The 23655-nt window shown below is 67.3% G+C and carries 26 protein-coding genes; 7 read left to right on the top strand and 19 right to left on the bottom strand.

What is annotated here, in order from left to right; all coding sequences use genetic code 11:
- Window positions 1-48 precede the first annotated feature (48 nt).
- Window positions 49-699, bottom strand: coding sequence for a DUF998 domain-containing protein (locus ASD42_RS15495; protein ID WP_056817181.1), 651 nt, complete (start codon window positions 697-699; stop codon window positions 49-51).
- 162 nt (window positions 700-861) lie between these two features.
- Between ASD42_RS15495 and ASD42_RS15490 the strand changes: the two genes are divergently transcribed.
- On the top strand, window positions 862-1290 hold the full coding sequence (locus ASD42_RS15490) for a hypothetical protein (protein ID WP_056817177.1): 429 nt from the start codon (window positions 862-864) through the stop codon (window positions 1288-1290).
- Window positions 1291-1458: 168 nt separating this feature from the next.
- Here ASD42_RS15490 and ASD42_RS15485 read toward each other — a convergent pair whose 3' ends face one another.
- Together ASD42_RS15485 and ASD42_RS15480 are read right to left on the bottom strand one after the other, a co-directional pair.
- On the bottom strand, window positions 1459-1761 hold the full coding sequence (locus ASD42_RS15485; RefSeq protein ID WP_063893652.1) for a hypothetical protein: 303 nt from the start codon (window positions 1759-1761) through the stop codon (window positions 1459-1461).
- 108 nt (window positions 1762-1869) lie between these two features.
- Window positions 1870-3132: an FAD-dependent monooxygenase gene (locus ASD42_RS15480; protein ID WP_056817172.1), complete on the bottom strand. Its 1263-nt coding sequence runs from the start codon at window positions 3130-3132 to the stop codon at window positions 1870-1872.
- A 243-nt stretch (window positions 3133-3375) separates the two neighbouring features.
- Here ASD42_RS15480 and ASD42_RS15475 point away from each other — a divergent pair, with 243 nt between their 5' ends.
- Window positions 3376-3585 (top strand): hypothetical protein, encoded by a 210-nt coding sequence (locus tag ASD42_RS15475; RefSeq protein ID WP_056817171.1) that lies wholly within the window; start codon window positions 3376-3378, stop codon window positions 3583-3585.
- A 30-nt stretch (window positions 3586-3615) separates the two neighbouring features.
- Here the strand turns inward: ASD42_RS15475 and ASD42_RS15470 are convergent, their stop codons facing one another.
- From ASD42_RS15470 to ASD42_RS15460, 3 genes are all read right to left on the bottom strand, one after another.
- Window positions 3616-4629, bottom strand: coding sequence for a hypothetical protein (locus ASD42_RS15470; protein WP_056817169.1), 1014 nt, complete (start codon window positions 4627-4629; stop codon window positions 3616-3618).
- 256 nt (window positions 4630-4885) lie between these two features.
- Window positions 4886-6037 (bottom strand): hypothetical protein, encoded by a 1152-nt coding sequence (locus ASD42_RS15465; protein ID WP_056817166.1) that lies wholly within the window; start codon window positions 6035-6037, stop codon window positions 4886-4888.
- Window positions 6038-6048: 11 nt separating this feature from the next.
- Window positions 6049-6975: a metal-dependent hydrolase gene (locus tag ASD42_RS15460; RefSeq protein ID WP_056817164.1), complete on the bottom strand. Its 927-nt coding sequence runs from the start codon at window positions 6973-6975 to the stop codon at window positions 6049-6051.
- Between the two features lie 121 nt (window positions 6976-7096).
- Between ASD42_RS15460 and ASD42_RS15455 the strand changes: the two genes are divergently transcribed.
- Window positions 7097-7705, top strand: a complete 609-nt coding sequence (locus ASD42_RS15455) for a TetR/AcrR family transcriptional regulator (protein WP_056817315.1) — start codon at window positions 7097-7099, stop codon at window positions 7703-7705.
- Between the two features lie 49 nt (window positions 7706-7754).
- Here the strand turns inward: ASD42_RS15455 and ASD42_RS15450 are convergent, their stop codons facing one another.
- The 5 genes from ASD42_RS15450 to ASD42_RS15430 all read right to left on the bottom strand — a co-directional run bounded on the left by ASD42_RS15450 (window position 7755) and on the right by ASD42_RS15430 (window position 11668).
- Window positions 7755-8327, bottom strand: coding sequence for a hypothetical protein (locus ASD42_RS15450; protein WP_056817162.1), 573 nt, complete (start codon window positions 8325-8327; stop codon window positions 7755-7757).
- A 25-nt stretch (window positions 8328-8352) separates the two neighbouring features.
- Window positions 8353-9372 (bottom strand): medium chain dehydrogenase/reductase family protein, encoded by a 1020-nt coding sequence (locus ASD42_RS15445; RefSeq protein WP_056817313.1) that lies wholly within the window; start codon window positions 9370-9372, stop codon window positions 8353-8355.
- Window positions 9373-9456: 84 nt separating this feature from the next.
- Window positions 9457-10026, bottom strand: coding sequence for a TetR/AcrR family transcriptional regulator (locus tag ASD42_RS15440; RefSeq protein ID WP_056817159.1), 570 nt, complete (start codon window positions 10024-10026; stop codon window positions 9457-9459).
- A 51-nt stretch (window positions 10027-10077) separates the two neighbouring features.
- Entirely contained in the window at window positions 10078-10884 is an 807-nt protein-coding gene (locus ASD42_RS15435) for an SDR family oxidoreductase (protein WP_056817156.1), read from the bottom strand.
- Window positions 10885-10888: 4 nt separating this feature from the next.
- Window positions 10889-11668, bottom strand: a complete 780-nt coding sequence (locus tag ASD42_RS15430; RefSeq protein WP_056817153.1) for a crotonase/enoyl-CoA hydratase family protein — start codon at window positions 11666-11668, stop codon at window positions 10889-10891.
- A gap of 252 nt (window positions 11669-11920) precedes the next feature.
- On the opposite strand from ASD42_RS15430, the gene ASD42_RS15425 reads away from it, so the two are divergent.
- Window positions 11921-12340 (top strand): YciI family protein, encoded by a 420-nt coding sequence (locus ASD42_RS15425; protein ID WP_056817150.1) that lies wholly within the window; start codon window positions 11921-11923, stop codon window positions 12338-12340.
- A 6-nt stretch (window positions 12341-12346) separates the two neighbouring features.
- The gene (locus ASD42_RS15420) at window positions 12347-13624 is read left to right on the top strand and encodes an RNA polymerase sigma factor (protein WP_056817147.1); all 1278 of its coding nucleotides are present in this window, start codon (window positions 12347-12349) and stop codon (window positions 13622-13624) included.
- A gap of 152 nt (window positions 13625-13776) precedes the next feature.
- Here the strand turns inward: ASD42_RS15420 and ASD42_RS15415 are convergent, their stop codons facing one another.
- Window positions 13777-14232: an LLM class flavin-dependent oxidoreductase gene (locus ASD42_RS15415; RefSeq protein ID WP_056817145.1), complete on the bottom strand. Its 456-nt coding sequence runs from the start codon at window positions 14230-14232 to the stop codon at window positions 13777-13779.
- 103 nt (window positions 14233-14335) lie between these two features.
- On the opposite strand from ASD42_RS15415, the gene ASD42_RS15410 reads away from it, so the two are divergent.
- On the top strand, window positions 14336-15694 hold the full coding sequence (locus ASD42_RS15410) for an MFS transporter (RefSeq protein ID WP_056817143.1): 1359 nt from the start codon (window positions 14336-14338) through the stop codon (window positions 15692-15694).
- 55 nt (window positions 15695-15749) lie between these two features.
- Here ASD42_RS15410 and ASD42_RS15405 read toward each other — a convergent pair whose 3' ends face one another.
- From ASD42_RS15405 to ASD42_RS15380, 6 genes are all read right to left on the bottom strand, one after another.
- Window positions 15750-16226: a nucleoside deaminase gene (locus ASD42_RS15405; protein WP_056817135.1), complete on the bottom strand. Its 477-nt coding sequence runs from the start codon at window positions 16224-16226 to the stop codon at window positions 15750-15752.
- Entirely contained in the window at window positions 16223-17203 is a 981-nt protein-coding gene (locus ASD42_RS15400) for an ornithine cyclodeaminase family protein (RefSeq protein WP_056817132.1), read from the bottom strand. Before ASD42_RS15400 ends, ASD42_RS15405 begins: the two co-directional genes overlap by 4 nt.
- A gap of 28 nt (window positions 17204-17231) precedes the next feature.
- Window positions 17232-18158: an ABC transporter permease gene (locus tag ASD42_RS15395; RefSeq protein WP_056817129.1), complete on the bottom strand. Its 927-nt coding sequence runs from the start codon at window positions 18156-18158 to the stop codon at window positions 17232-17234.
- A complete protein-coding gene (locus ASD42_RS15390) occupies window positions 18155-19216 on the bottom strand; it encodes an ABC transporter permease (RefSeq protein ID WP_056817309.1) in 1062 nt (353 codons plus the stop codon). The genes ASD42_RS15395 and ASD42_RS15390 overlap by 4 nt, the downstream gene beginning before the upstream one ends.
- 107 nt (window positions 19217-19323) lie before the next feature.
- Window positions 19324-20898 carry an ABC transporter ATP-binding protein gene (locus tag ASD42_RS15385; RefSeq protein ID WP_056817126.1) on the bottom strand — a complete coding sequence of 525 codons (1575 nt, stop codon included), beginning with the start codon at window positions 20896-20898 and terminating at the stop codon, window positions 19324-19326.
- Window positions 20899-20903: 5 nt separating this feature from the next.
- A complete protein-coding gene (locus tag ASD42_RS15380; RefSeq protein WP_056817123.1) occupies window positions 20904-21896 on the bottom strand; it encodes a BMP family protein in 993 nt (330 codons plus the stop codon).
- A gap of 159 nt (window positions 21897-22055) precedes the next feature.
- Here ASD42_RS15380 and ASD42_RS15375 point away from each other — a divergent pair, with 159 nt between their 5' ends.
- On the top strand, window positions 22056-22778 hold the full coding sequence (locus ASD42_RS15375) for a GntR family transcriptional regulator (protein ID WP_235569582.1): 723 nt from the start codon (window positions 22056-22058) through the stop codon (window positions 22776-22778).
- Window positions 22779-22796: 18 nt separating this feature from the next.
- Here the strand turns inward: ASD42_RS15375 and ASD42_RS15370 are convergent, their stop codons facing one another.
- Complete coding sequence (locus ASD42_RS15370; RefSeq protein WP_235569581.1) at window positions 22797-23633, bottom strand: TetR/AcrR family transcriptional regulator; 837 nt, start codon at window positions 23631-23633, stop codon at window positions 22797-22799.
- Window positions 23634-23655 lie beyond the last annotated feature (22 nt).

Here is a 23655-nt window from a genome sequence, read left to right as displayed (position 1 = left end):
CTGTCCTCCCGATAGGTGGTTGTGGTGACGGTATCGCGGGGCGATCGGTCAGGCGACGCGGCGCCGGGAGATCGCCAGCGCGGTGGTCCAGGTGAACGCGACCAGGCCGTTGACCGCGATCTGGATGCTCATGTACTCGGGCGAGATCGGTATCAGCAGAACGAGCCCGGCCAACCCGCTCGCTACCGCGGGCAACGCCGCCCGGCGGCGGGCGTACCGCACGCTCAGCACGAGAGCTGCGATAGCCAGCGCGGTGAAAGCCGCTGCGGCAGCGGCTGAATGGGCGATACTGTGCCAAGACATCTGTGCTGCCGGCTCATCCGGAGTTCCAGCCGGGAAGCCATTTTCGGGGTCCATGGTGAACACCCCGGCTGCGATCAGCCCCGCCCCGAACACTCCTACCAGGATCGGCAATGCAAGCCTGCCGGTCCCCGCTGACATGGTGCGGCCCAGGCCCACGGCCAGCGCCAGCGCGCCCGCACCGGCGATCGCGAAGGTCGCGATCTGGATCCAGGCGAGGTCTCCGGTGGCGAGTTGGCTGATCGGATGCCGGGTTATGTCGAAGCCGTCACGAGTGAGCATCTGAGTGATCGCCGAAGCGAAGAACAGCGGTCCGGCGGCCACGCCGGCGATCAGCAGACGGTCGGACACCCGTCCCGTGGTGTGTCGGGTAGTGGAAGCGTCAGCAGTGAGGGTCATCCTTGTGTTCCTTCCTCGATCGGGGTTTTCGCTGCTACCTCGGAGCCGACCGCGGGATCTCGACACCACCCGGCAGTGATTCAGATCACATGTGTTGGCGTCGGGAACCGCCCTGCGGCTCCGAGGTAGCAACGAACGCACACCACTACCGAGGAGAACGAGATGATTGAGACCCGGCCGCAGCCCACTCCCGAGCTGCGCGCGTTAGACCGCTTGGTTGGCACCTGGCGAGTCAGCGGTGGCGCGCAAGGAACAGTCCGGTACGAATGGATGGCGGGCCGGTTCTTTCTGCTCCAGCACATCGATCTGGCCCAGGACGGCCAACCTGTTACCGGCATGGAAGTAATCGGCAATTTGCGCCCGTTCGGCGAACCGACCGGGCCAGATGTGGTCTCGCGGTATTACGACTCCGTCGGACGCAGCTTCGACTACGTCTACGACTTGACCGGGGACACCCTCACCATCTGGGCTGGTGCCAAGGACAGTCCCGCCTACTACCGGGGCACCTTCGATCCGGCGGGGGTAACCGTCACCGGCGAATGGGTCTATCCCGGCGGCGGCGGGTACTCCTCCACGATGACCCGCGTCTGATCCGGCGTTCCGAGCCGGTCACCGCCGGCTCGGAGACTCCGGCACCACACGCAAATCGGCAGATGCGGACGTTCGTGACCGCGCGATCAGCGGCAGTTGAGTGTGTTCGTCGGCTGGTACCGCGCGGCCCTCGGGGTCGCGGGGCTCGCGGCAAAGCAGTGCGGCAAGTCAGTCGACCTTCTGGCCAATTGCCCGCAGGACCTCCGAGAGCCAAACCAGGTGGTATCCGATCGCTCGATCCGGATCGGCCAGTAGATCCGTCAGATGCTCCCACGACCACGAGAGTTGGCCCAGCGTCAGATCGGCCGGAGTGTGGTTGACGTCGTACAGCGCATCTTGCGGAATCGACCAGAAGTAGTCCTGGTCCAAGCGGATAGTGTCGCCGTCGGTGGCAGCCTCGACATGATCCATGAGCAAGTCGATGGACCTTCGCAGCTCAGCCAGGGGCACATGCAGTTGCCATTCGGTCATGAGCACAATCATTCCCGGACCCAGACAACGCCCTGAAGTCGGCATGAGCAGACGTGGTCCGACTGTGTCCTGTCGGAGTGTCGGACCGTTCGTCATGTCGTGTGACACCTAAGGCTTGGCCGACGAGGTGATCGGCGGCTCGGTCGGGGCCGCGGAGTGCGGCACGCCTGTGTAGTCGGGTAGCTCGACGCCGTTGATCGCACGCTCGATCAGTTCGGTGAACCATTCACTGTCGAAATCGGGGGTCGGCTCGGGATCTGGTCCCGGAAGGTCGCGGGTGCGCGCGTGCAACCGGCCGATCTCCTGGTTGGCCTCGACGAACGAGCGCATTCGCTTCTCGTAGGCGGCGAACCCGGCTTCGGGCTCCCAGCTGACGGCGGCCAGCTCTCCGGCCAGAACGTACGCGCCGACCAGGGCCAGCCCGGTGCCCGCCCCGGACAGCGGCGAAGAGCTGAACGCCGCGTCCCCCAGCAGCGCCACCCGCCCGTTCGACCAGCGGTCCATCACCACCTGCGCGACCTCGTCGAGGTAGAAGTCCGGTGTGTCGTCCAAGTGCGCGAGGATGTTCGGGGTCAGCCAGCCCAGGTCGGCCATTCGCTCACGCAGCAGGCGCTTCTGGGCTGCGACGTCGCGGTAGTCGACGTCGAAGTCTCGTGAAGGAAAGGAGAACATGGCCATCGCCCGGGTGGCGTCCTGGATGGGCCGCAGCCCGGCCGAGCGACCGGACTCCTGGAAGTCGATCAGCCATCGGTCCAGCCCGAACTCGTTGGGCACGCTGTAGAAGGCCAGCATGTGCCCGAGATGGCGAACGAACCGCTCGTGCGGCCCGAAGACCATCGCTCGTAGCTGCGAATGCAGTCCGTCCGCCCCGACCACCAGGTCGAAGCGTCGCTGGTCGCCGCCGGCGAATGCCACGTCGGCCCCGTCCGCGTCCTGGGTGAGTTCAGTGATGCGGTCGCCGAAGATGTACTCGACGCCGTCGCGAGTGTCGTCGTAGAGCACCTGGGACAGGTCCCCGCGCAGGATCTCGATCTCGGCGATGTATCCGTCGCCACCGTGGTCGTCGGCACGGAAGGTATCCATTACATTTCCGTCGGCGTCCACGGTGTATGCGCCGGCGGTCTCGGTGCGCGCCGCGCGGACCGACGCGTCCAGTCCCATGCGCTGGATGACCTCCTTGGCTACCCCGCGCGCATCTACGGCCTGCCCTCCTGGACGCAAGGCGGGCGCCCGCTCCACCACAGTCACCTCGGCTCCCCACCGGCTCAACCAGTGGGCCAGCGCGGGCCCGGCGATGCTCGCCCCGGCCACCAGCACCCTGGGGCCGCTCGTCCGGATCGTGTGCCCCTGTTCGGAATCGTCGACGCCCATCACTGCTTCCTGTATCTCCGCCCGCACGGGAACGGTCCCGGTACAGGCCCACCGCTGTGGGTGTTTCCAGCTGTATCGACGACGGATCCATCCAAAATTCATCGGTGCAGTCGAAAACATGTGCCCCCGGATCCGTTGGCCACGGAACCGGGGGCTAGTGGCTCAGGTGATGCCGCAATAGCGTGACCTTCGCTGCTCGGAGCAGTGGGACAGTTCGAAAGCTAAGAGCAGTAAGGGATTTCGATGAGACGATCACTGGCTGCGGCCACACTGGCCGGTGCGCTGATGTCGGCGCCGCTGGCTACCGCCCAGGCCGCCACCGAACAGGTTGCCCCAGTCGCTGGGTGCGTCGAGTTCCCCATCGGCGCGCCGGGCGGGTGCGACTTCTTCCAGAACATCCTGCAACTGCTGAGCGTCGGCTCGTCGAGCCTCAGTGGTCCGAAGGCATCCTGAACCGAATTAGTGGGGGAGTCCCGTACGGGGTCAGTCCTGTGCGTACCGGTCCACGAATTCGAGGTACATGTCCATCGAGAATCCTTCGACCGCAAGTGGTTCGCCGGAAACCATGATGTGCAGCATGTCGTCGGCGATTCCGAGGTCGTGCAGGACAACGACGGTGGCGGTGGCCGCCACGCGGGCCTGTTCGGGCGTCGCCGGCCACCGGCGCAGAGCAGGACCCTGTGCGCTGTCGACGAGCCCGTGCGCGGTCGAGTGGTCGGCGGTGAGTTCGGGCCGGCTCACCCACAACCGGATCTCCTCGCCGTCCAACTCGACGACTGGACGTGCGGGTAGCAGGCTATTGCTGAATTCGAGGCGCAGGTCGTCGGTCCCGCGGCCGACCGCGCGCATTGCCATGTGGACGCCGGCAAGCAGTTCGGTGAGCACTCCGCGCAGCTGTTTGGGTGTCTCGATCCGCCATTTCTGATATCCGGGGCTCCCGCCCGCGGACCACAGGTGGGAGAACTCGTAATCGTCGGCCACCGAGTAGGCCAGATCGTTTTCATCGGTGAGGTCCATGTCGTCCTCGCCGATGGATTCCAGGTACTCGTGCGGGTTTTCGTACCAGTGCATCCGCCGGTGGTTGTCACCTTCGACCGCGCAGACGGTCAGATCCAGTGTTCCGTGCTCGGACAGGTCGAACTTGCGCAGCGTTTCCCCGTCGACCCACGCGACCTCGAGATTGCTCAGCCCGCAGTACCACGACGGCGGACCCCATGTCGCGATCATCAGATCATGGAGGTGGCGGAACTGTTCAGGACTGCTCTTGCCGAGGGGGACGGTGAACTGGGTAGTCCACGTGCTGCGCATCGGACCCGGCGCGGGCTCGATGCGGCCTCGGAAGTCGGTGCCCGGGATCAGCGCCGAGATGGAATCGCCTCGCTGCCAACCCAAACGGTCCCATTCGTCCTCGATCTCGCTCGAGCTGTAACCGCTGACCCGCAATGGGTGCAGTTCGGTGAGTAGAAGAGTGAATTGGGCATCGGTGATCGCATCCACGCCTTTTGACGATAGTGGCAGGTGCCGACAGCGATCGTGGCAGCTCCTGAAACATATTGCCGGGCAATCGGTCCTACCGCTTGTGGCATCGGACGATAGTCGGGGATCACGATTCCGACGGCAACCTGATCATCCTGTTCATCCCGGTTGTCGCGGAATTCGCCGGTTGAGTCAAAGGCGATGATGTCGGCGCCTGTACTGCGCGCCGACATCATCGCCTTTAATGCCGGTTGGCCCTCGCACCGCTGGTGCTGGATCAGCTGGGCACGTTCGAAGCCGCCGAAACAGGGGCCTCTGGACTGGCCTGTGCGCGTGGCACGGTGAAGGTGGCCACGACCGATGCGATGGCGATGACGAAGCAGGCCGCTGTGTACCAGAGGTTTCCGATGGGATCGCCGTTGCTGGTCCGACCGTCGACGGCGTCGAAGAAGTCGGGTAGTGACGCGATCCAGAGGAGCGCGAAGACGGCGAGATAGAGCGTGGCGAACCGTTGGACGAACGGATCTGTGTACTGCGAGGGGGTCGCGGAGCCCTGGCGCAATTGGGTCCACTGGCGGATCATCACGAATCCGGCGACCACGGCGAGGACGGCCAGCTCCAGTGCGTAGACGACGCCACGTACGGTGTCGCTGCTGAAGCCGATGACGGTTGCGGGCAGGGGGAGCAGGAAGGTGCCGAGCGAGGCCAGCAGGCCGATGACGATGGTGCGCCAAGTCAATTCGATGCCGGAGAAACTTCTGCCGTCGTCGACGTGGCGGCCGACGAAATATTGCACGCAGAACGCGAGCGACATCGGCCACAGCGCCGCGAATACCACGACGCTGCCCATCGGGACCGAATCGAACATCGGCTGATTGATCGGGTTGTCCACCGACCATTCCCACCAGCGCAGCTGCGGGCCGAGGTGATCGAAGATCTCGTAGAAGGCGTGGTGGACGAAACCGACGCAGGTGGCGCCGATCAGAACGCCGTATCGACGGAAGATGCCGAGCATCCGGACGATGCCGAACGCCATCGTCGCCATCAGCGGATAGATCGCGATGATGTAGAGGGGTAGGCGGCCCCAGAGGAAGTCCACGGTGAACACGTTGTGCGCGAACATCGTGTCGATGTGGTCTTCGATACCGAACGCGGCCGGGAAATACAGGGGCGGTTCGATAATGAACAAATAGGCGGTGGCGCCGAACCACAGGACCAGATTGGTGGGGTCGCCGTGGCGGCGCAGGCGCACGATCGCGTACCAGAGCGCGAGAATCGCGCCGACGACGATGGTGAGTTCGAGGACCGGCAGGGTCCAGTTCTCCAGGGCGAACGGGCTGCGGAATTCGACGAGACCGCCCGCTTCCTCGCAGGAGAAGCCGAGTTCGTGAGCGAGGTCGGCGAAGGTGGGGGAACAGTGATCAGCCATCGGGATACCTTCTACGAGCTGACGGAATCGGCGGTGTACCAACGGGTGACGTCATAGCCCTCGTCGTAGCGGCGGAACCACTGGTCGGCGAGCACGGGCAGCTTCTCGTGCGCGGGATTGTGGCGCGGCATCTGGCTGCGGATGATGCCGCCCAGTGCGACGAGCTGTTCGCCCAGCCCGAGATCGTCGAACGCGCGCGGCATCGTCCCGTTGTCGGCCGGCTGGAGGAAGGGCAGCCAGCGGCGCAGAGTCTGGCCCCTGCGGTAGTTGGCGAACATCGACAGCGCGTCGACTTGGCGATCCTCCAGCGGCACATGCTCGTTGAAGCCCTCGCACGCCACCCGGATCACCTGCAGCACGTGCCGGAAGATCGACGCCGCCACCCGCATGCGGTACAGCTCGCTGTCGACCACCGAGTTGAAGATGATCAGTGCCGAGCTCCGATGCTCGACTTCTTCGACGAAATGCCAGATGAACAGTGAGGCGACACGATCGTCGCCGGGGGCGAACAGATTCTTGTCGTTGTCGAGCATCAGCTTGAACACGGGCGTGAAGGTCGCCTCGAGGTCGGCGGTGTAGGCGAGGCGGTACTTCACCGGCGTCTCGGCGGTGAGCTTGTCGAACTCGCCGATCACCGCGTCGAGGGTCTCCTGCAGGCCCGGGTAGCGGCGGATCAGCGCCTTCACATGCTGGCGGTGGGCGTTGGAATGCTGACCCTCCTGGCGCATGAACGCGTCGGCCTCCTCGGCTACCTCGGGGTCGGTGATCTGCGGTTTCGCCTGCGTGATCAGCTGCACGATCATTTTCTCGAAGCCGATCGCCAGGAATGAGACGGCATTGGCCATCGACGAGAACGCCGGGTTCTGTGGGTTCCACAGGAACGGCACGTCGTAGTCGGAGAACGCGAAGTCCATTTTGCGGACGTGAAGATCGGTCACGGTGGGGTTACCTCGTTGTCTGCCACTCGGTTGATTGAAGCAATCATACGAAGAGGCCGCCGAGTGTATGATCACTTTGACGGAATTCGCTCTGACCTGGGGTTGTGCTAGCGTCCACCCGGTGGCACGTAGACGTGGGTGGGGCGGTAGTCCGCCGGGGGACGATGCGGAGGCGACCCGCCGGATCGTCGCCGCGGCAGTCGAACTGATCGGCCGGACCGGTGCGGAGATCAGCATCGCCGACGTGGCCGAATCGCTCGGCGTCATCCGCCAGACGGTCTACCGATATTTCCCCAGCGCCGACGCGCTCATGACCGCCGCGGCCATCGCCTCGGTCGACGATTTCCTCGACCGACTCACCAACCAGGTCAGTGGCCTCGCTGACCCCGTCGAGGCGATGACCGAGGCCGTCGTCTTCACCCTCACCGATGTCCGTCGTACGCCCCACCTGGGCATTCTGCTGTCGAGTTCGTACTCCAACGTCCACCCGGAGAGCATCACTTCCGACGAGGCCCAAGCTTTCGGCATGACCATGATCCGCCGCTTCGATGTCGACTGGGCCGCTCATGGTTACGACGAGCCCGCCCTGCGCGAACTCGTCGAGTACGTCCTGCGCACGATGCAGTCGTTCTTCCTGTCACCGGGCAGTCCGACACGCTCCGACGAAGAATTGCGCCGCTACCTGCACCGATGGATGGGAACCGCGATCAGCGCGCGGCCATCGAGCTGAAACGCCGAACGTGCCCGCCCGGAAGCCGGACGGGCACGTTGCTGAAATCTCAGGCCGCCGCGGCGGCGATCCGGCGCGGCTCGATCGCGGCGGCGAGCAGATAGCTGCCGCCACCGGCCAGCGCCAGCGCCCAGTACAGGTACGCGCCGTCGAGAAACAGTGCGGCCGTGGAACTCACGGCAAGCCATGCGCCGAGCGTGTACTGCAGGACGTCGCGGTAGGCGGCACCGCCCGCCAGGTAGAGCAGTCCGACGATCAGCCCGGATCCGGTCGGCCACAGGGTCGCGGCGGCATCGGGGCTCAGTGTGGAACCGAGCGCCGTGATCAGGAAGAACAGTGCCGCGAAACCGATCAGCCACGAGGCGCCGAGCAGATTGCCCACGACCGCTTCCTGTCCCGTCGCGCCCCGCTGGGCTCTCATGGAGACCACAGTGGTCACGATCATGGCCGCCAGCAAGCCGACGCCGAGGAGCGCGCTCGGCACGAAACTCGGTAGATCGAGCAGCGGGTTCGGACCATGGCTGAGGGCGAAGGCGCCGTGGCCGACGAGCCAGGCGAGGCCGAAGCTCAGGTAGATGGGGCGATTGTCGAGGACGGTGCGAACGGGCTGGGAAACGTACATGATCGATCTCCAGTGTGTGAGCGGGTCAGGCGCTGACGAGGACGACTTTGCCGGTGACGGTGCCGGATTCGGCGAGCTCCATCGCTCGGGCGGCATCGGTGAGGGTGATGCGGGCCGCGACCTGGGCAGTGACGGTGCCCGCGGCGGCGAGCGCGAAGACCTGGGCGAGATCTTCGGCGAGACGAGCACGGAAGCGGGTGAGGTTGCGTTTGCCCGCCCACAGGTTGTAGAAGTGCGCACTTCGCTTGTTGGGCAGCATGTTCCACCACAGCAGGCGGGCGAACAGCTTCAAGACCGGCAGCCGGGAGTCGCCCTCGTCGTTCTTGGTGGCCGCCGTTCCGTAGGAAACGAGCGTGCCGCCGTCGGCGAGCAGGTCGAACGAGTCGGTGATGCCGGGCCCGCCGACGTGATCGAAGACGGCATCGACGCCCTGTGGTGCGAGAGTTCGGACCTGTTGCGGCACATCGCCGCGGTAGTCGATCCAGGTGGCGCCCAGTGCGGAGACCGCGTCGGCATGGCGAGCGGACGCGGTGCCGATCACGTGAATGCCCGCGGCCCTGGCCAATTGGACCAGTGTCGAGCCGACGCCGCCGTTGGCGCCGTGGACGAGGATCGTGTCGCCGGGTCGGACGTCGGCCGTGCGGTGCAGCATCTGCCAGGCGGTGATGCCGTTCACGACAAAGGTTTCCGCGTCGGCGGCATCCAGCGTGTCCGGCACCGGGATCAGGTCGGCGGCGTCGAGGTCGACGTGACTGCTCCAGCCGCCGGTCTTGGTGAGCGCGGCGACTCGTTGCCCGATCAGCGTCGCGTCGTCGGCCGCGATCACCGTGCCGACCAGGTCGTAGCCGGGGACGAAGGGGAAGGGCGGCTGGTCGAAGTACTTGCCGCGGCGCATCTGCTGCTCGGCGAAGGACACTCCGGAGGCATCGACCCGGACCAAGGCGCGCCCGGGGCCTGGTGCGGGGAGTTCGCGTCGGGTGACGAGCAGGCCGCTCGGATCCACTCGCCCGGGCAGGACGATCTCGGTGGCGGTAATGGTGTTCATCAGGCTGCCTTCCATGGTGTGTGACTGGTCAATCACTCTTGGTGGAAAAGAAAGCTCCAACCTGAAAGGGCTGGAGCGAGGGGGTCAGTGGGCCTTCGGGTGGCGCATACCGGTGGTGAGGGCGGTGGCCCAAGGGCTGTCGTTGCCGTCGAGTCCGAGGGTGGTGACGAGGTGGCACAGCTGGCCGTAGGCGATGAAGTACTGGATCTGTTCGGGGGTGCCGCCGGAGCGGCGCTGCACGAACGTGGTCACCTTGGCCAGGCCGCGGCGCAGCGCGTCGGCGATTTCCGGGATGTCGGTGGCGGATTGGGCGTGCACCTGCAGCATGAGCAGGCTCTTGTCGGCGATGAGTTCGGCGTAGGCGCCGCCCATGTCGTGCAGGATTCCGGCCGGGTCCTCGGCGGTGGAGTTGGCCGCGCCCGTGGACATCGCGCGTTCGACGAGGTCGAAACAGTGATCGAGCGCGGCGACGAACAGGGCGACCTTGCCGGGGAAGAGTTTGAAGACGTAAGCGGGGGAGATGTCGGCGCGCGCGGCGACGGTGTTGATCGGGGTGCCGTGGTAGCCGGTCTTGGCGAACTCGATGATCGCGGCGTCGACAACTGCGTCTCGCCGGACGTCCGAGGTGGAGAGTGTGGCACCGCGCTTGGTCATGTGAGTGACTGTACACTCACTCCTTGTTGAGCGTCAACGCCAGCCAGGGGATCAGTGCAGATCAGCGAGGGCGGTATCGACGTCCGGGCCGGTCAAGTTGTGCCGATTACTGTGCATGACCAGGCGTAATGGCCTTGGGCAGTCCGGTGCTGCGCTGAAGCGATCGGTTGCCACGATGCGCGCCGGGGCGTCGAGGTGGTCGCGGACCCGGGTCATGAGAGCGTAGCGGCTGAGGGTTTCCGCGCCCGCGATGTGCACGACGCCCGATTCGTCGGCGAGCTGCGCGAGCGCGGGCGCAAGGCTCGGCAGGTACAGCGGATTGCACACGATGTCGGTGCGCGCCTGGATCTCGGTTGCGGCGAAGCGGGCCAGGAATTTGTCCGACAACGGGCTGCGCCCGTACACGAGCGGGAGGCGGACAATCAGGTGGCGCTCGTGTGCGAGGACCAGATCCTCGGCGGCCACCTTGGTCTCGCCGTAGACGTTGATCGGTGTGCGCGTTGCGCTTTCGTCGTAATGGTCAGCCGTGCCGTCGAAGACATTGTCGGTCGACAGGTAGACGAGTTTGGCGCCGGTATCGCCGATGGCCTCGAGCAGTGGCACCATCGGCGTGACGTTCGCCGCGTAGGCGGCGGCGGGATCGCGTTGCGCGGCAGCGAGATCCACGACACCGGCGGTGTGGATCACCACGTCGAACCCCTGCTCGAGCAGTGTCCGCACCGCGCCGGTGTCGGCGAGATCCACCGGGGCGAGCCCGTGCCCGCCCCGGCTGGTCCCGACGACCTCGTGGTTCTCGGCGAAGTGCGCGTGCAGCGCGCTGCCGACGAAACCGGAGGCGCCGAGGATCAGGATCCGCATCGGGTCAGCGCGCCTGCCAGTTCGGCTTGCGCTTCTGCGCGAAAGCGATGGCGCCCTCACGCATGTCCTCGGTCACCGCGACGGCCATGATCTCGCGGTTGGACTGGTCCCAAGCGGCGTCGTCGGCGAGCTTGCCGTCGAGGATGCCCAGCGCCACCCGCTTACTCGCCTGCACCGCCAGCGGCGCGTTCTCGGCGATCCGACCGGCCAGTGCCAGCGCCGCGTCGAGTACCTCGGCGGCCGGGACGACACGATTGATCAGGCCCAGCTCCAGCGCGCGGGCCGCGGTGATCGGCTCGCCGGTGAGGATCATCTCCATCGCCACTTTGCGCGGCAGCTGCTCGGGCAGGCGGAACGCGCCACCGGCCGCGGCGAACAAGCCGCGGGCGACTTCGGGCAGGCCGAATGTGGCGGTCTCGGCGGCGACCGCGAGATCGCTGGCCAGGACGAGTTCGGTGCCGCCGCCGAGCGCGAAACCGTTCACCGCGGCGATGGTCGGCTTGCTGATCGCGTGTCGGACGTACCCGGCCAGGTTCCAATCCTCATGTCCCGGGGCGAGAATCGACTCACCACGACTGAGCGCCTTCAGATCCGCGCCGGCGCAGAACGCCTTCTCGCCGGCACCGGTAATAACCACCGCGCGGATCTGCGGGTCGGCCTCGGCTCGCTCGAGCGCCTCGCCGACCCCTGTGCTCACTTCGGCGTTGACCGAGTTCATGGCTTCGGGCCGATTCAGCACGATAACGAGCACATGCTCGCGTTGCTCGACGAGGACTGCGCTCACGAGTGACTCCTTCGCTAGGTGGCTGTCAGCATGACAAACCTCTTCGATCTGTATCACGCCGGACGATCTTGAATATCCGAATCGGGGATTCGTGTCCGTCGTCGACGCGCGCATCCCGCACTCGTCGTAGGCTGCCGAACACTCGCGAAAAGAATTTTCGGCCGGGTGTCGATCTGCAGTGGTGCCCGTTCGACCTAGGGATGAACGCAGGGCCCGGCAGGCGGGTCCCCACCGATCCGAGGAGACGAAACCATGAAGTACATGCTGATCATGCGCGCCACCGACGAAGCCTGGGCCGCCATGGCCGATATCGACTTCAACGAGATTCTCGAGACCATGGGCAAGTTCAACGACGAGTTGATCAGTGCCGGGGTACTCGTCGCCGCCGAGGGGCTCGACGATGCGGCCCAGGGCGTGGTCGTGGACTACTCGTCGGAGACCCCGGTGATCACCGACGGGCCCTACGGGGAGACCAAGGAACTGTTCGGCGGGTACTACATCCTCAACGTGGCCTCCAAGGAGGAGGCGATCGAGTGGGCCAAGCGAATGCCCTATGTCGGCCCCGGCACCAAGACCGAGATCCGTCGGGTCACCAGCATCGACGAATTCCCGCAGGACAACATCTGGATCAAGAAGGAGCGCGCCTGGCGTGAAGCCACCGGCCAGCTCTGAACCGCGATGAGCGACCACACCGGCCGCGAGGCCGTCGCCGCCGTCTGGCGGATCGAATCGGCCCGCATCGTCGGCGCGCTCGCGCGCTACACCCGCGACTTCGCGATGGCCGAGGATCTGGCCCAGGAAGCGCTGGCAGAGGCACTGGTGACGTGGCCGCGTGAAGGCGTGCCGCGTCAGCCGGCCGGGTGGTTGCTCACCGTCGGCAGACGCCGTGCGATCGACGCGTTCCGTCGTCGCGCCGCCCTCGACGACCGCTACACCGCCCTCGCCGCCGAACTCGGCGAGGGCGATGCGCACACCGGTGGCGATCCCGTGCGTGCGGCGGCGGACGTGCTGTGGGATCCCGATCAGATCGACGACGACGTGCTCGCGTTGATGTTCATCTCGTGTCACCCGGTGCTGTCGCGGGAGGCGCGTCTGGCCTTGACGCTGCGCGTCGTCGGTGGTCTGACCAGCGACGAGATCGCCAAGGCCTGCCTGGTGCCCACCGCGACCGTGCAGGCCAGGATCACCAGGGCGAAGAAGACACTCGGCGCGGCAGAGGTCGCGTTCGAAGTGCCGCCTGCCGCCGAGCGCCGGGCGCGGCTGGGTTCGGTGCTCGGCGTCATCTATCTGATCTTCACCGAGGGATCTTCGGCCAGCACCGGCGACGATCTCATCCGCTTCGATCTCGCGGGGGAAGCACAGCGGCTGGCCCGCGTGCTCTCGCGGCTGATGCCCGCCGAACCCGAGGTCTACGGCCTGCTCGCGCTACTCGAGCTGACCGCGGCGCGCTTCCCCGCTCGCACCGGTCCCGACGGCGAGCCGGTGTTGCTCGAACAGCAGGATCGCCGCCGCTGGGACCGCTCGGCGATTCGACGCGGCCGGGCCGCGCTGGTGAAAGCCGGTGCAGTGGGGCGTGGTCTGGGCGCCTACGGTCTGCAGGCCGCGATCGCCGAATGTCACGCGGTCGCGCCCTCGGTCGAGCGGACCGATTGGGAACGGGTGGTGGTGTTGTACGAGGCGCTGGGCAGGCTCGCGCCCTCACCGGTGGTTGACCTGAACCGGGCGGTGGCGGTGTCGATGGCCGAGGGGCCCGCGGCGGCCTTGCCGATCGTCGACGAGCTCGCCGCGGCCGGCGCCCTGTCCACCTCGCACCTGCTGCCCAGCGTGCGCGGCGAACTGCTCATCCGACTCGGCCGCACCACCGACGCTCGTGCGGAGCTGGCCGAAGCCATTCGCCGGTGCGGCAACGAACGCGAAAAGGCCGTCCTCGCAAACAAACTCGCTGCTCTCGCGTGACCCGCCTCAGCCGGGGCCTCGGCGAACGCGGGTGATCGCCTCTGCCTTCGTGCACGACATCGGGAGTTCGGCCAACCACCGAGTCGCGCCTGCCTTTTCGTAGGCGTCGCGGTCGTGATCGGTGGCTGCGGCGACCACGACCTCGAACCCGTTCAGGTCGCCGGGTGCACGGCCTCTCCTGACCACAGCTCGGTGATCACCGTGAGCGCCTCGTCGAGCCGCTTCGCTCGCTCGCGGGGAGCGCTCACCTCGCCGAGGCGGGAGAATTCGCCGGTCGCCTCGGAGCCGAGTCCGACGCCGAGGGCGAGTCGGCCGTTGCTGAGCAGGTCCAGAGCGACGGTCTCGCGGGCCACGTCATGTGGACGTCGGCGAGACAGCGGGGTCACGCGCGGACCGAACACCACTGTGGTCGTCGCGGCGGCGATCGCGGCCGACCCGATCCAGGCGTCGCCGAGGGCGAGACCGCGGTCGTGCGGACGCGCCACGTGGTCCCAGACGAAGACGCCGTCGAAGCCCGCGGTCTCGGCCTCGACCGCGACCTCGGCCAGCACTCGCGGGTCGGCCAAGTCGCCGAACGGCGGCAGATATACCCCGTGTCGCAGCGCCATATTCGCAGTATAGAGGCCATAAAGGCGGGTCTTCGCGCGCTCGTAACGTTTGTTCGCAAAGAGGTCGGGTATTAGTGAAAGGCGACGACGAGAGGTGTTGTGGATGTCCAGGGAATCGAAATCGGTGCTGCACCGGGCTATCGGTGCGTCGGCGATCGGTAATGCGGTCGAATGGTTCGACTACGGTGTCTATGCCTATCTGGCGACATATATCGCGAGATCGTTGTTCCCCGGCGACGGCGAGTCCGGGATGGTCTACACGCTGCTCGGTTTCGCCGTATCGTTCCTGATCCGGCCGGTGGGCGGCATGATCTGGGGTCCGCTCGGCGACCGCATCGGGCGCAAGCGAGTACTCGCCACCACGATTATTCTGATGGCCGGATCGACGCTCGCCGTCGGTCTTATCCCGAGCTTCGACATGATCGGCATCGGCGCCCCGATTCTGCTGTACGCGCTGCGCATGATCCAGGGACTTTCCGCCGGCGGCGAATACGGTGGCGCCGCGACATTCATGGCCGAATACGCGCCCGATCGCAAGCGCGGATTCTATGGCAGTTTCCTGGAGGTCGGTACGCTCGCCGGCTTCACCCTCGGCAATCTGGTCGCCCTGCTGCTGGTGAATGTGCTCGACGACGCGTCGATGAATTCGTGGGGCTGGCGCATTCCGTTCATGATCGCCGGTCCGCTCGGCCTGATCGGCATGTACCTGCGCAGCCGGGTGGAGGACACCCCGGTGTTCCGCGAGGTCGACCGCAAGGACGAGACCGAGGAAGTCTCCGGTGTCTACCGCGATCTGGTGACGAAGTACCTGCGCCCGGTGCTGACCCTGTTCGGCCTGGTGATCGCGCTCAACGTCGTCAACTACTCGTTGCTCAGCTACACCCCGACCTACCTCGGTTCCACGCTCGGCATGGAGGAATCGGATGCGTTGCTCGTGCCGCTGATCGGCCAGGTCGCGATGCTGTGCACCCTGCCGTTCCTCGGTGCGCTCTCGGACCGGATCGGGCGCAAACCGATGTGGATGTTCTCGTGCGCGGCGATGATGATCGCGGTGATCCCGGTCTACCACCTGATCGGGTCCTCGCTCACCGGCGCGATCGTCGGCTTCGCGATCCTGGGTCTGCTCTACGCTCCCCAGCTGGCGACGATCTCGGCCACCTTCCCCGCGATGTTCCCCACGATCGTGCGTTTCGCCGGTGTGGCGATCGGCTACAACGTCGCCACCTCGATGTTCGGTGGTACCGCGCCGGTGGTCAACGAGGCGCTCATCAGCGCGACCGGCAACAACATGATTCCGGCGTTCTACATGTTCGGTGCGTGCGCCGTCGGCTTGATCGCGTCGTTCTTCCTCATCGAGACCAAGGGCGTCTCGCTGCGCGGCACGCAGGTGCCGGGCACTCCCGAGGCGATCGAGGAACAGCGTGAACTGGGCGAGCCCGTCGAGGCCGTCGTGGCGAAGTGACCGCACACCGAGGGCGCGGCGTCGAGGTGGCGCCGCGCCCTCGGTGTGTCCGGGACTAGTTCTTCGCGGCCGCGCGGAACACGGCGAGAGCTTCCTCGCCGAGGTGCGGTCCGCTGACTTCTACCGGCACGTTCGAGCGCGCGACGACCTCGGCGCAGGTGAGCTCGAAGCTGGGACCAGGGGGCAGGATCGGCCCGAATTCGGCTGCGGCCGCGGCGAAGACGATGCGACCGACCCCGGCCCACACCATCGCGGCGGCGCACATCGGACACGGTTCGCCGCTGGCGTAGACGGTGGCGCCGCGCAATTGTTCGGCGTGGCCCGCGGCGGTCGCGAGGGTGATCGCGACCAGTTCGGCGTGGGTGGTGACATCGCCGGTGGAGTTCACCGCGTTCACGCCCTCGGCGAGGACAGCGCCGTCAGGGGTGACCGCGACCGCGCCGAAAGGTCGGTCACCGAGCGCGGCCGCGTGCCCGGCGAGGTCGATGGCGCGGCGCAGGTGGGTGATGTCGATATCGGTCAGCTCGCTCATGCGGTGAGATCCACTTCCGTTCCGATGCCGTTGGCGCGGGCCTTGTCGATGAGCAGGCGGGCGGCGGCCAGATCCTGCAGACCGATGCCCACCGAATTGAACAGGGTGATGTCGCGGTCGCCGCGACGCCCGGGTGCCCGGCCCGCGATCACCTCGCCCAGCTCGGTGCTCACCGCGTCCTGGGTGATCGCGCCTTCGGCGATGGCCATCAGGGTGTCGCCGGACTTGGTGAGCGTGGTGCCGATCGAGTCTACGACGACCCTGGACCGGCGCATCGCTTCGCCGTCCACCTCCCGGTGATCCGCACGCGGCGGCGCTCCGACGGCATTGACGTGCAGGCCGTCGCCGAACCAGGCACCCTGGACGATCGGTTCGCGGGAGGGAGTCAGGGTGCACAGCACATCGGCGGCTCGGGTGACAGCCTCCGGGCTGTCGAGGGCGCGCACCTCGAGGCCGAGATCGGCTATCGCACTGCGGAATCGGTCGACCGTGGCCGCGGTCCGCGACCAGACCAGCACGGTCTCGAGCTCGCGCACGGTCGCGATCGCGCGGGTGTGTTCGACGGCCAGATTGCCCGCACCGATCACGCCTAGGACCGAACTATCCTGCCGGGAAAGGTATTTCGTGGCCACAGCGCTGGCGGCTGCGGTGCGAACGGCGGTCACGAGGCGTCCGTCGATCAGTGCCTCGCACGCACCGTCTGCCGCCGAGGTCACCACGATCACCGACCGCTGCACCGGCAGTCCGCGTTCGCGATTGGCAGGCAGGTCGGCGAGCAGTTTCACCGCGGCGGCGCCGGCGGACTCGGCGGCGGCGACCATCGGCACGAAGGCGGCCTCGCCCAGGGTCATCGCCGGCGGGGCGGGCACGAACGCGGTGCCGAGGGCCAGATCGGCGTGTGCGCGCTCGACGGCGGCGAACACCTCGCCGCGATCGAGGACGGCGGTCACATCGGAGTGCGACAGGATCAGAGTCAACGGTGGCTCCTACGAAAGTAGCGGCGGGTCAGGAGGTTCGGGCGAAGGCGACGGTGAGGTCGCGCGGCGAGCGGCTGTTGCCGACCAAGCCGCTGACGGCGACGATCGCGATCAGGTAGGGCAGCATCACCAGCAGCGCGAACGGCACGTCCACACCGAGTGCGGGCAAGGCGAACTGCAACGCCTGGGCGATGCCGAAGAACACCGATGCCCAGATCACGCCTAGCGCGCGCCAGCGGCCCGCGATCACCGCGACCACGGCGAGATAGCCGATGCCGCCGGTCATGTTGTCGCTGAACGAATGCACCTCCGACAGCGCGAGTTGCGCACCGCCGAGGCCCGCGGCGAACGCGGCCAGCAGGACACAGCCGTAGCGCACGGCCCGTACGGAAAGGCCGGTGCGGTCGGCGGCGACGGCGTCTTCACCGATCGCATCGATCACCAGGCCCAGCTTGGTGCGTCGGGAGAACACGAACGCCAGCACGGCGACGACGGCGATACACAGATAGCCGAGTGCGGTCTGACCGAACAGGGCGGGCCCGATCACCGGGATGTCGTGCAGGAGTGGAATCTTCAGCGCGTCGAAACCCGGCACGCTGTGCCCCTTGCCGTCGGCGAGCAGAAGCCGCGCACCGTAGGTGGTGGCGCCCAGCGCCAGCGCGTTGCTGGCGATGCCGACGACGATCTGGTCGGCACGCAGGCCGATACTCCAGATCGCCTGCAGCGCGCCGAAGATCAGTGCGGCGATCACCGCGGTGGCCGCGCCCAGCACCGGTGAACCGGTGGTGACGGCGCCGAGCACACCGGCGAACGCGCCGGTCAGCATCATCGCCTCGAGGCTCAGATTGAGCACGCCCGCACGCTCGCTGACCAGCTCGCCGCTCGCGGCGACCAGGATGGGCAGGGTGAAGCCGATGCCGCTGGTGGCGATGTCGGTGACCGTGTCGAGGCTCATCGCGGTGCTCCTGCCAGGTCGGCGGTATCCACCGGGGAAACCGGTTGTGGTGCCGAGGGTTCGGACTTGCGGGCGCTTCTTGTCCAGAGCGCGGCGCCCGCGATGAACACGATCATCAGCGACTCCACGACGGCGATGGTCGAGGCGGGCACGTTGGCCGCCAGTTGCAGGTTGATCCCGCCGGAGACGAGGAAGCCGAGCAACAGCGAGACGGCCACGACCGCCGACAACGAGCCGCGGGCGAGCAGGCCGACGACAAGGCCGGAGAAGCCGTAGCCGGAGGAGAATCCTTCGGCGAGCACGAAAGGCGCTGTCGCGACCAGTAACCCGCCTGCCACACCGGCGAACGCGCCCGCGCTCGACAGGCTCAGGAAACGCAACCGGCCGACCGGCAGTCCGAGTCGGGCGGCCGCGTCGGGATTGAGTCCCACCGCGCGCAGGCGGGTGCCGAGCGCGGTGTGGCGCACCAGGATCGCGGTGCCGAGCGCGGCGATCACCGCGATCCACAAGGCGATCGTCGCGGGGGAGCGTTCGATGCCGAGCAGTGGTAGATGTGCCGCCGCGGTGAGCTGTTCGGACTGTGGGAGCGTCTCCGAGGAGGTCACCGGCTGACGCAGCAGCGCGGGCTCGTGTACGACGAGCAGCACCAGTGCCAGGCCGACGAAGTTGAGCAACAGCGTGGTGATGATCTCGCTGGTTCCACGTCGGACCCGTAGATACGCCGCGATCGCCGCCCACAGCCAGCCGGCCGCCGCGGCGCCGATCAGGACTGCGGGCAGGGTGATCGCGGTCGGTGCGCCGGTGAGTGTGGTGCCGATCGCGGTGGCGGCGATACCGCCCGCGCAGATCTGCCCCTCGCCGCCGACATTGACCAATCCGGCGCGGTGCGCGATGGTGAAACCGACCGCGACCAGCATCAACGTGGCGGCGACATTGAGCGAAGCGCCGATGGCGTAGTCGCTGCCGAACATTCCCTCCCACAGCGCGGTCATGGTCGCGGCCGGTGCCGCGCCCGCCACGGCGGCCAGGATCAGACCGATCACACCGGCGGCGACCATGGCCGCGGCGGCGACGACGATCGGCTGATGCGCCCACTGCCGCAGGTCGATCCGGCCGAGTCCGGTAGTGGCTGGTCGCCGCGCGGGACGGCTCGCGTTCGCCGCTGTCATACCGATACTCCCATCATCAGTTCGCTGATCTGTTGTGCCGCTGTGGGATCGGAGGTTTCCACCGGTCCCGCGAGAGCACCGCGATAGGCGACGAACACTCGGTCGCACAGGGCCAGCAGCTCGGGCACCTCGCTCGACACCACCAGCACGCCGCAGCCGTCGGCAGCCGCGCGCCGCAGCTGGGTCAGCACGAAATCGACCGCGCCGATATCCAATCCGCGCGTCGGCTGAGCGGCGACGAGGCAGCGCAGGTTCGTGGCCGACAACTCGCGGGCCAGCACCACCTTCTGCTGATTGCCGCCCGAGAGCGAGCCCATCCGCACCCACGGGCCGGCCGCTCGCACATCGAACCGATCGAGTTCGGTCTGCGCGGCGCGGCCGATGGCCCGTTTGTCGAGCAGGCCGAAGCGCCGGAATCGGCTGAGCTGACCGAGGAAGAGGTTCTCGGCCAACGTCATATCGGCGACCATCGCGTCGCGATGGCGGTCCTCGGGCACGATGCCGAGACCGCGCTCGGTGCGCGCCGCCGGTCGTGCGGTGGTGATGTCGACGCCGTCGAGGGTGACGGTGCCCGCGTTCACCGGGGTGCTGCCCGCGAGCACCGCGACCAGCTCGCTCTGCCCGTTGCCTTCGACGCCCGCGATCCCGACGATCTCGCCGGGCCGCACGACCAGTCGCGCGTCGTCGAGCGCGGCGCTACCGTCGGCGCGGCGCACGGTGACTCGATCGACGGTGAGAACCGGTGTGGGTGAACCGGTTTCGTTCGCCGACTCCTGCACGACGGCTTCCGCTGTCGAGACAGGTGTCGTGGGATCGAGCCCGATGGTCGCGGCGACAGTGGGGTCGAGGTCGGCAGCGGTGCGCCCCACCATGGCGGTGAGCAACTGGGCGATGGTGGTGGTCGACATCCGCCCGCCACCGGCGACCGTGCCGCGTCGCAGCACGGTCGCGGCGTCGGCGACCCTGGCCACCTCGCCGAGTTTGTGCGTCACCAGGACCACCGCTTTGCCGTCGGCGGCGATGGCGCGACAGGTGTCGATCAACGCGTCGATCTCGGCCGGGTCGAGCACTCCCGTCGGTTCGTCGAGCAGGATCAGTGCCGGATCGCGGAGCAACGCCTTCACGATCTCGACCTTCTGCCGGGCGCCGACCGGCATCGTCGCGACCTGCTGGTCGAGATCGATCCGCAGGCGGTAGCGCTGGGCGATCTCGGTGAGCCGGTCGGTCAGGTCCTTGCGGCGCATCCGGAGTCCGCGCTGGGTGAGCAACAGGTTCTCGCCGACGGTCATGGTCGTGACCAAGCTGAAGTGCTGGTGCACCATCGCGACGCCCGCGGCCATCGCGGCGGCGGGGGAGTCGGGGCGGAAATCGCTGCCGCCCAGCTCTATCCGACCGGCGTCGGGGCGGTAGCCGCCGAAGACGAGATTGCACAGCGTCGACTTGCCCGCGCCGTTCTCGCCGAGAATGCAATGGACAGTGCCGGATTCGACGGTGACGTCCACATCGTGGAGGGCCTGCACGTCACCGAAGCGCTTGCCGACCCCCTGCAGGGTCAATGCGGGAGTGCTCATGGTGCTCAGTACGGCTTGACCGCGCCGGTGGACAGGGCCGTCTTCGCCTTCGCGAGTGCGTCGGCGACCCCGGAGTCCTTGCTGCACAACACGAAATCGGTGCCGTCGTTGGGCGAGGTCAGCCCGAAACGCACGTTCTCGGCCTTCCAGGAGTTGTCGAGCGCGGCGTTCACCGCGAACTCGACCTCGGCGCCGATATCGGTGTGCACGTAGCCCAGGTACACGGGGTTGGTGCAGTCACCGGGGATCGGACCGCCGACCATCGTGGCGCCGGACTGCGCCGCGGCCTGCTCCATGCCCGCTTTGCCCAGGTTCACGATCTGACCGAGCGTGCCCGCTCCCGCGCCGTAGTCGGCCAGCGCGGCCTGCTTGGCCTTGGCGGGGTCGTTGAAGTCACCGACGTACTGCGGGGTCAGTACCTTCGCGTCCGGCTTGGCGAAACGCGCACCGTTGCCGAAAGCGTTGGCGGCGTTGACGATCGCGGGCAACTCGACACCGCCGACGAAGGCCACCGCGCCGGACTTGGAGCCCGCCGCCGACACCGCGCCGCTGAGGAATTCGGCTTCGGCCTGCTGGGGGTCGTAGTAGGCGAGGTTGGCCATGGGCTTGGCGTCGGCCGGGCCGCCGATCTCGACGAACTTCACGTTCGGGAACTGCGGCGCCACCTTGCGCACGTCGGCGTCGGTCTGGCCGCCGAGGGAGATCACCAGGTCGTTGGTGGAGGCGAAGCGGACCAGTGCCTGCTGGTAGTCGCTGGCCGCGACCTGCTCGACCTTGCTGAGTTCCACCTTGTCGCCGAGCGTGTCGGCGATGCGCTGGTAGCCGAGATACCCCGACTGCATGAAGCCGGTGTCGGAGAGCGAGCCGGGGAAGAACACACCGACCTTCAGCTTGCCCCCCGCTGCCGAGGTGTCGGCGGAACCGCAGGCCGACAGGAGGGCAGCAGTGGCGAGGGCGGCCGAGCCGAAGGCGATCGCGCGCCGAGTGGACTTGTGCACGGGGTACTCCTTGTTCGAACGAACCGCTCACTTAGCGGTATACCGTTAAGTGTCAGCCTGGGGCTCGCAGATGACAGGCGGATTACGGAAAAGTAAGAAACGGTCGCACGCCGCGAGCGGGCTACCGTTGGTGTTGTGCAGGAGCAGAAGGATGGTGCGGTGGGAGACGAACCGGCGAAGAAGTCGCTGCGGGATCGGGCCTACGAGGAGTTGCGTGACCGGATCATCGATCTGCGATTGAGTCCTGGTCAGCGGCTGGTGGAACGCGATCTCGCGACCGAGCTGGCCATCTCGCGGATCCCGCTGCGGGAGGCGTTGCAGATGCTCGAACGAGAAGGTCTGGTCGTGATCGTGCCGCGGCAGGGCGCGATCGTCGCCCCGTTCACGGTGACCGACGTGCGCGATCTTTTCGATGTTCGCGAGAGCCTCGAGGTCCTCGCGGCGCGTCTGGCCGCCGAACGCGCCGGAACGGCCGATCTGGCCGCCCTGCGCGCGCAGCTGACCGCGGCGCGTCAGGCGACCGCCCGTGGCGATCAGGCCGCGATCGCCGCCGCTAACGCCGGCTTCCACGCGGTGATCGTCGAAGTCTCGGGCAACCCGCTGTTGCAGTCGCTGTTGCGCCCCTTGGAATCTCGAGTCCGCTGGCTGTTCCACCTGACGAAGGAACGCGACCCCGGCACCCAGTGTGACGAACACGAAGCTCTGTACGCGGCTATCGCCGCCAACGACCCCGATGCCGCGGCCGAAATCGCCTACCGCCATGTAGCTTCCGGCCGAGAACCCAGCCTCGCCCTCTCGGCCCAATGGTCGATGCCCGACATCGACCCCGTCTCGGCAACCCGCACCCGTCAGCGCAGCTCCCACCGCGAGAAGACCGCGTAAGCCGCGGTATCCGGGGGTCTATTCGGCCAGCAGCTTGAGGACGAGTGGGCGGGAGATGGTGCCGGCGACCTGGCGGGCGAGCTGGTTGGCGCCCGCCCCGGCGGAATGGGCGGCGCGCAGGGCGGTGGCGAGTTCCGCGCGCGCGGCGTCGGCGGCGGCCTGGGCATCGCGGAGGCGGAGCGCGGCGGCATCCACCGGTGTGGTCAAGGTATTGACCGATTCGGGGGAGATCGGATCGGGGGTGACGTCCGGGGAGTGCTCGGTGGGTGTGGTCGCCTTGTTTCGCATGGCGGCTCGGGCGAATTCCTTCACGAACTCGCGGGTGGCGTCGGTGTCGGACGCGGCCTCGCCGAGTAGTAGACGGGTGGTCTGCGGGACGGCGTGGGTCCAGTTGGCGAGGCCGCAGAGGGCGAGCAGGAGACGGCCCGCCTGCTGCTCGTCGACGCCGAATTGTTCTTGGGCGCGGTCGAATTTCCGCACGTAGTGCTCGGCGCGCCAACCGTCGACATCGTGCGCGTCGGCGCCGCGGTGCAAGCCCTCCCAGAGCAGCAGGCGCAGCAGTTGCGGGTTGTCGCGGTGGTAGTCGAACAGCTTGCCGACGTAGTCGCCGGGCTCGGTCTCGGCCAGCGGCTGGACGACCTCCATGAATTCGCGCATGGTGTCGACGATGATGACGTCGAAAAGCCTGTCCTTGCTGCCGAACAGGCCGTAGATGCGTTCCTTGTTGACGCCCGCGGCCTCGGCGATGCGATCGACTCGGGCTCCGGCCAGGCCGTACTGCGCGAATTCGGCCCGCGCCGCGCGGAGCAGTGCCTGTCTGGTCGCGTCGCTGCGTTTGATGGTGCTCGCCGTCATGGGTCCGACTTTACCAGCCCTT

The sequence above is a fragment of the Nocardia sp. Root136 genome (genome assembly GCF_001427185.1).
Lineage (GTDB): Bacteria > Actinomycetota > Actinomycetes > Mycobacteriales > Mycobacteriaceae > Nocardia > Nocardia salmonicida.
Note: the sequence above shows the minus strand (reverse complement) of the source record. Positions and strands in the feature narration are given on the sequence as shown.

Coding starts and splice junctions, on each gene's coding strand:
- ASD42_RS15495 (WP_056817181.1), bottom strand. CDS start 699: ATGACCCTCACTGCTGACGCTTCCACTACCCGACACACCACGGGACGG.
- ASD42_RS15490 (WP_056817177.1), top strand. CDS start 862: ATGATTGAGACCCGGCCGCAGCCCACTCCCGAGCTGCGCGCGTTAGAC.
- ASD42_RS15485 (WP_063893652.1), bottom strand. CDS start 1,761: ATGACCGAATGGCAACTGCATGTGCCCCTGGCTGAGCTGCGAAGGTCC.
- ASD42_RS15480 (WP_056817172.1), bottom strand. CDS start 3,132: ATGGGCGTCGACGATTCCGAACAGGGGCACACGATCCGGACGAGCGGC.
- ASD42_RS15475 (WP_056817171.1), top strand. CDS start 3,376: ATGAGACGATCACTGGCTGCGGCCACACTGGCCGGTGCGCTGATGTCG.
- ASD42_RS15465 (WP_056817166.1), bottom strand. CDS start 6,037: ATGGCTGATCACTGTTCCCCCACCTTCGCCGACCTCGCTCACGAACTC.
- ASD42_RS15450 (WP_056817162.1), bottom strand. CDS start 8,327: ATGTACGTTTCCCAGCCCGTTCGCACCGTCCTCGACAATCGCCCCATC.
- ASD42_RS15445 (WP_056817313.1), bottom strand. CDS start 9,372: ATGAACACCATTACCGCCACCGAGATCGTCCTGCCCGGGCGAGTGGAT.
- ASD42_RS15440 (WP_056817159.1), bottom strand. CDS start 10,026: ATGACCAAGCGCGGTGCCACACTCTCCACCTCGGACGTCCGGCGAGAC.
- ASD42_RS15435 (WP_056817156.1), bottom strand. CDS start 10,884: ATGCGGATCCTGATCCTCGGCGCCTCCGGTTTCGTCGGCAGCGCGCTG.
- ASD42_RS15425 (WP_056817150.1), top strand. CDS start 11,921: ATGAAGTACATGCTGATCATGCGCGCCACCGACGAAGCCTGGGCCGCC.
- ASD42_RS15420 (WP_056817147.1), top strand. CDS start 12,347: ATGAGCGACCACACCGGCCGCGAGGCCGTCGCCGCCGTCTGGCGGATC.
- ASD42_RS15415 (WP_056817145.1), bottom strand. CDS start 14,232: ATGGCGCTGCGACACGGGGTATATCTGCCGCCGTTCGGCGACTTGGCC.
- ASD42_RS15410 (WP_056817143.1), top strand. CDS start 14,336: ATGTCCAGGGAATCGAAATCGGTGCTGCACCGGGCTATCGGTGCGTCG.
- ASD42_RS15405 (WP_056817135.1), bottom strand. CDS start 16,226: ATGAGCGAGCTGACCGATATCGACATCACCCACCTGCGCCGCGCCATC.
- ASD42_RS15395 (WP_056817129.1), bottom strand. CDS start 18,158: ATGAGCCTCGACACGGTCACCGACATCGCCACCAGCGGCATCGGCTTC.
- ASD42_RS15390 (WP_056817309.1), bottom strand. CDS start 19,216: ATGGTCGCCGCCGGTGTGATCGGTCTGATCCTGGCCGCCGTGGCGGGC.
- ASD42_RS15385 (WP_056817126.1), bottom strand. CDS start 20,898: ATGAGCACTCCCGCATTGACCCTGCAGGGGGTCGGCAAGCGCTTCGGT.
- ASD42_RS15370 (WP_235569581.1), bottom strand. CDS start 23,633: ATGACGGCGAGCACCATCAAACGCAGCGACGCGACCAGACAGGCACTG.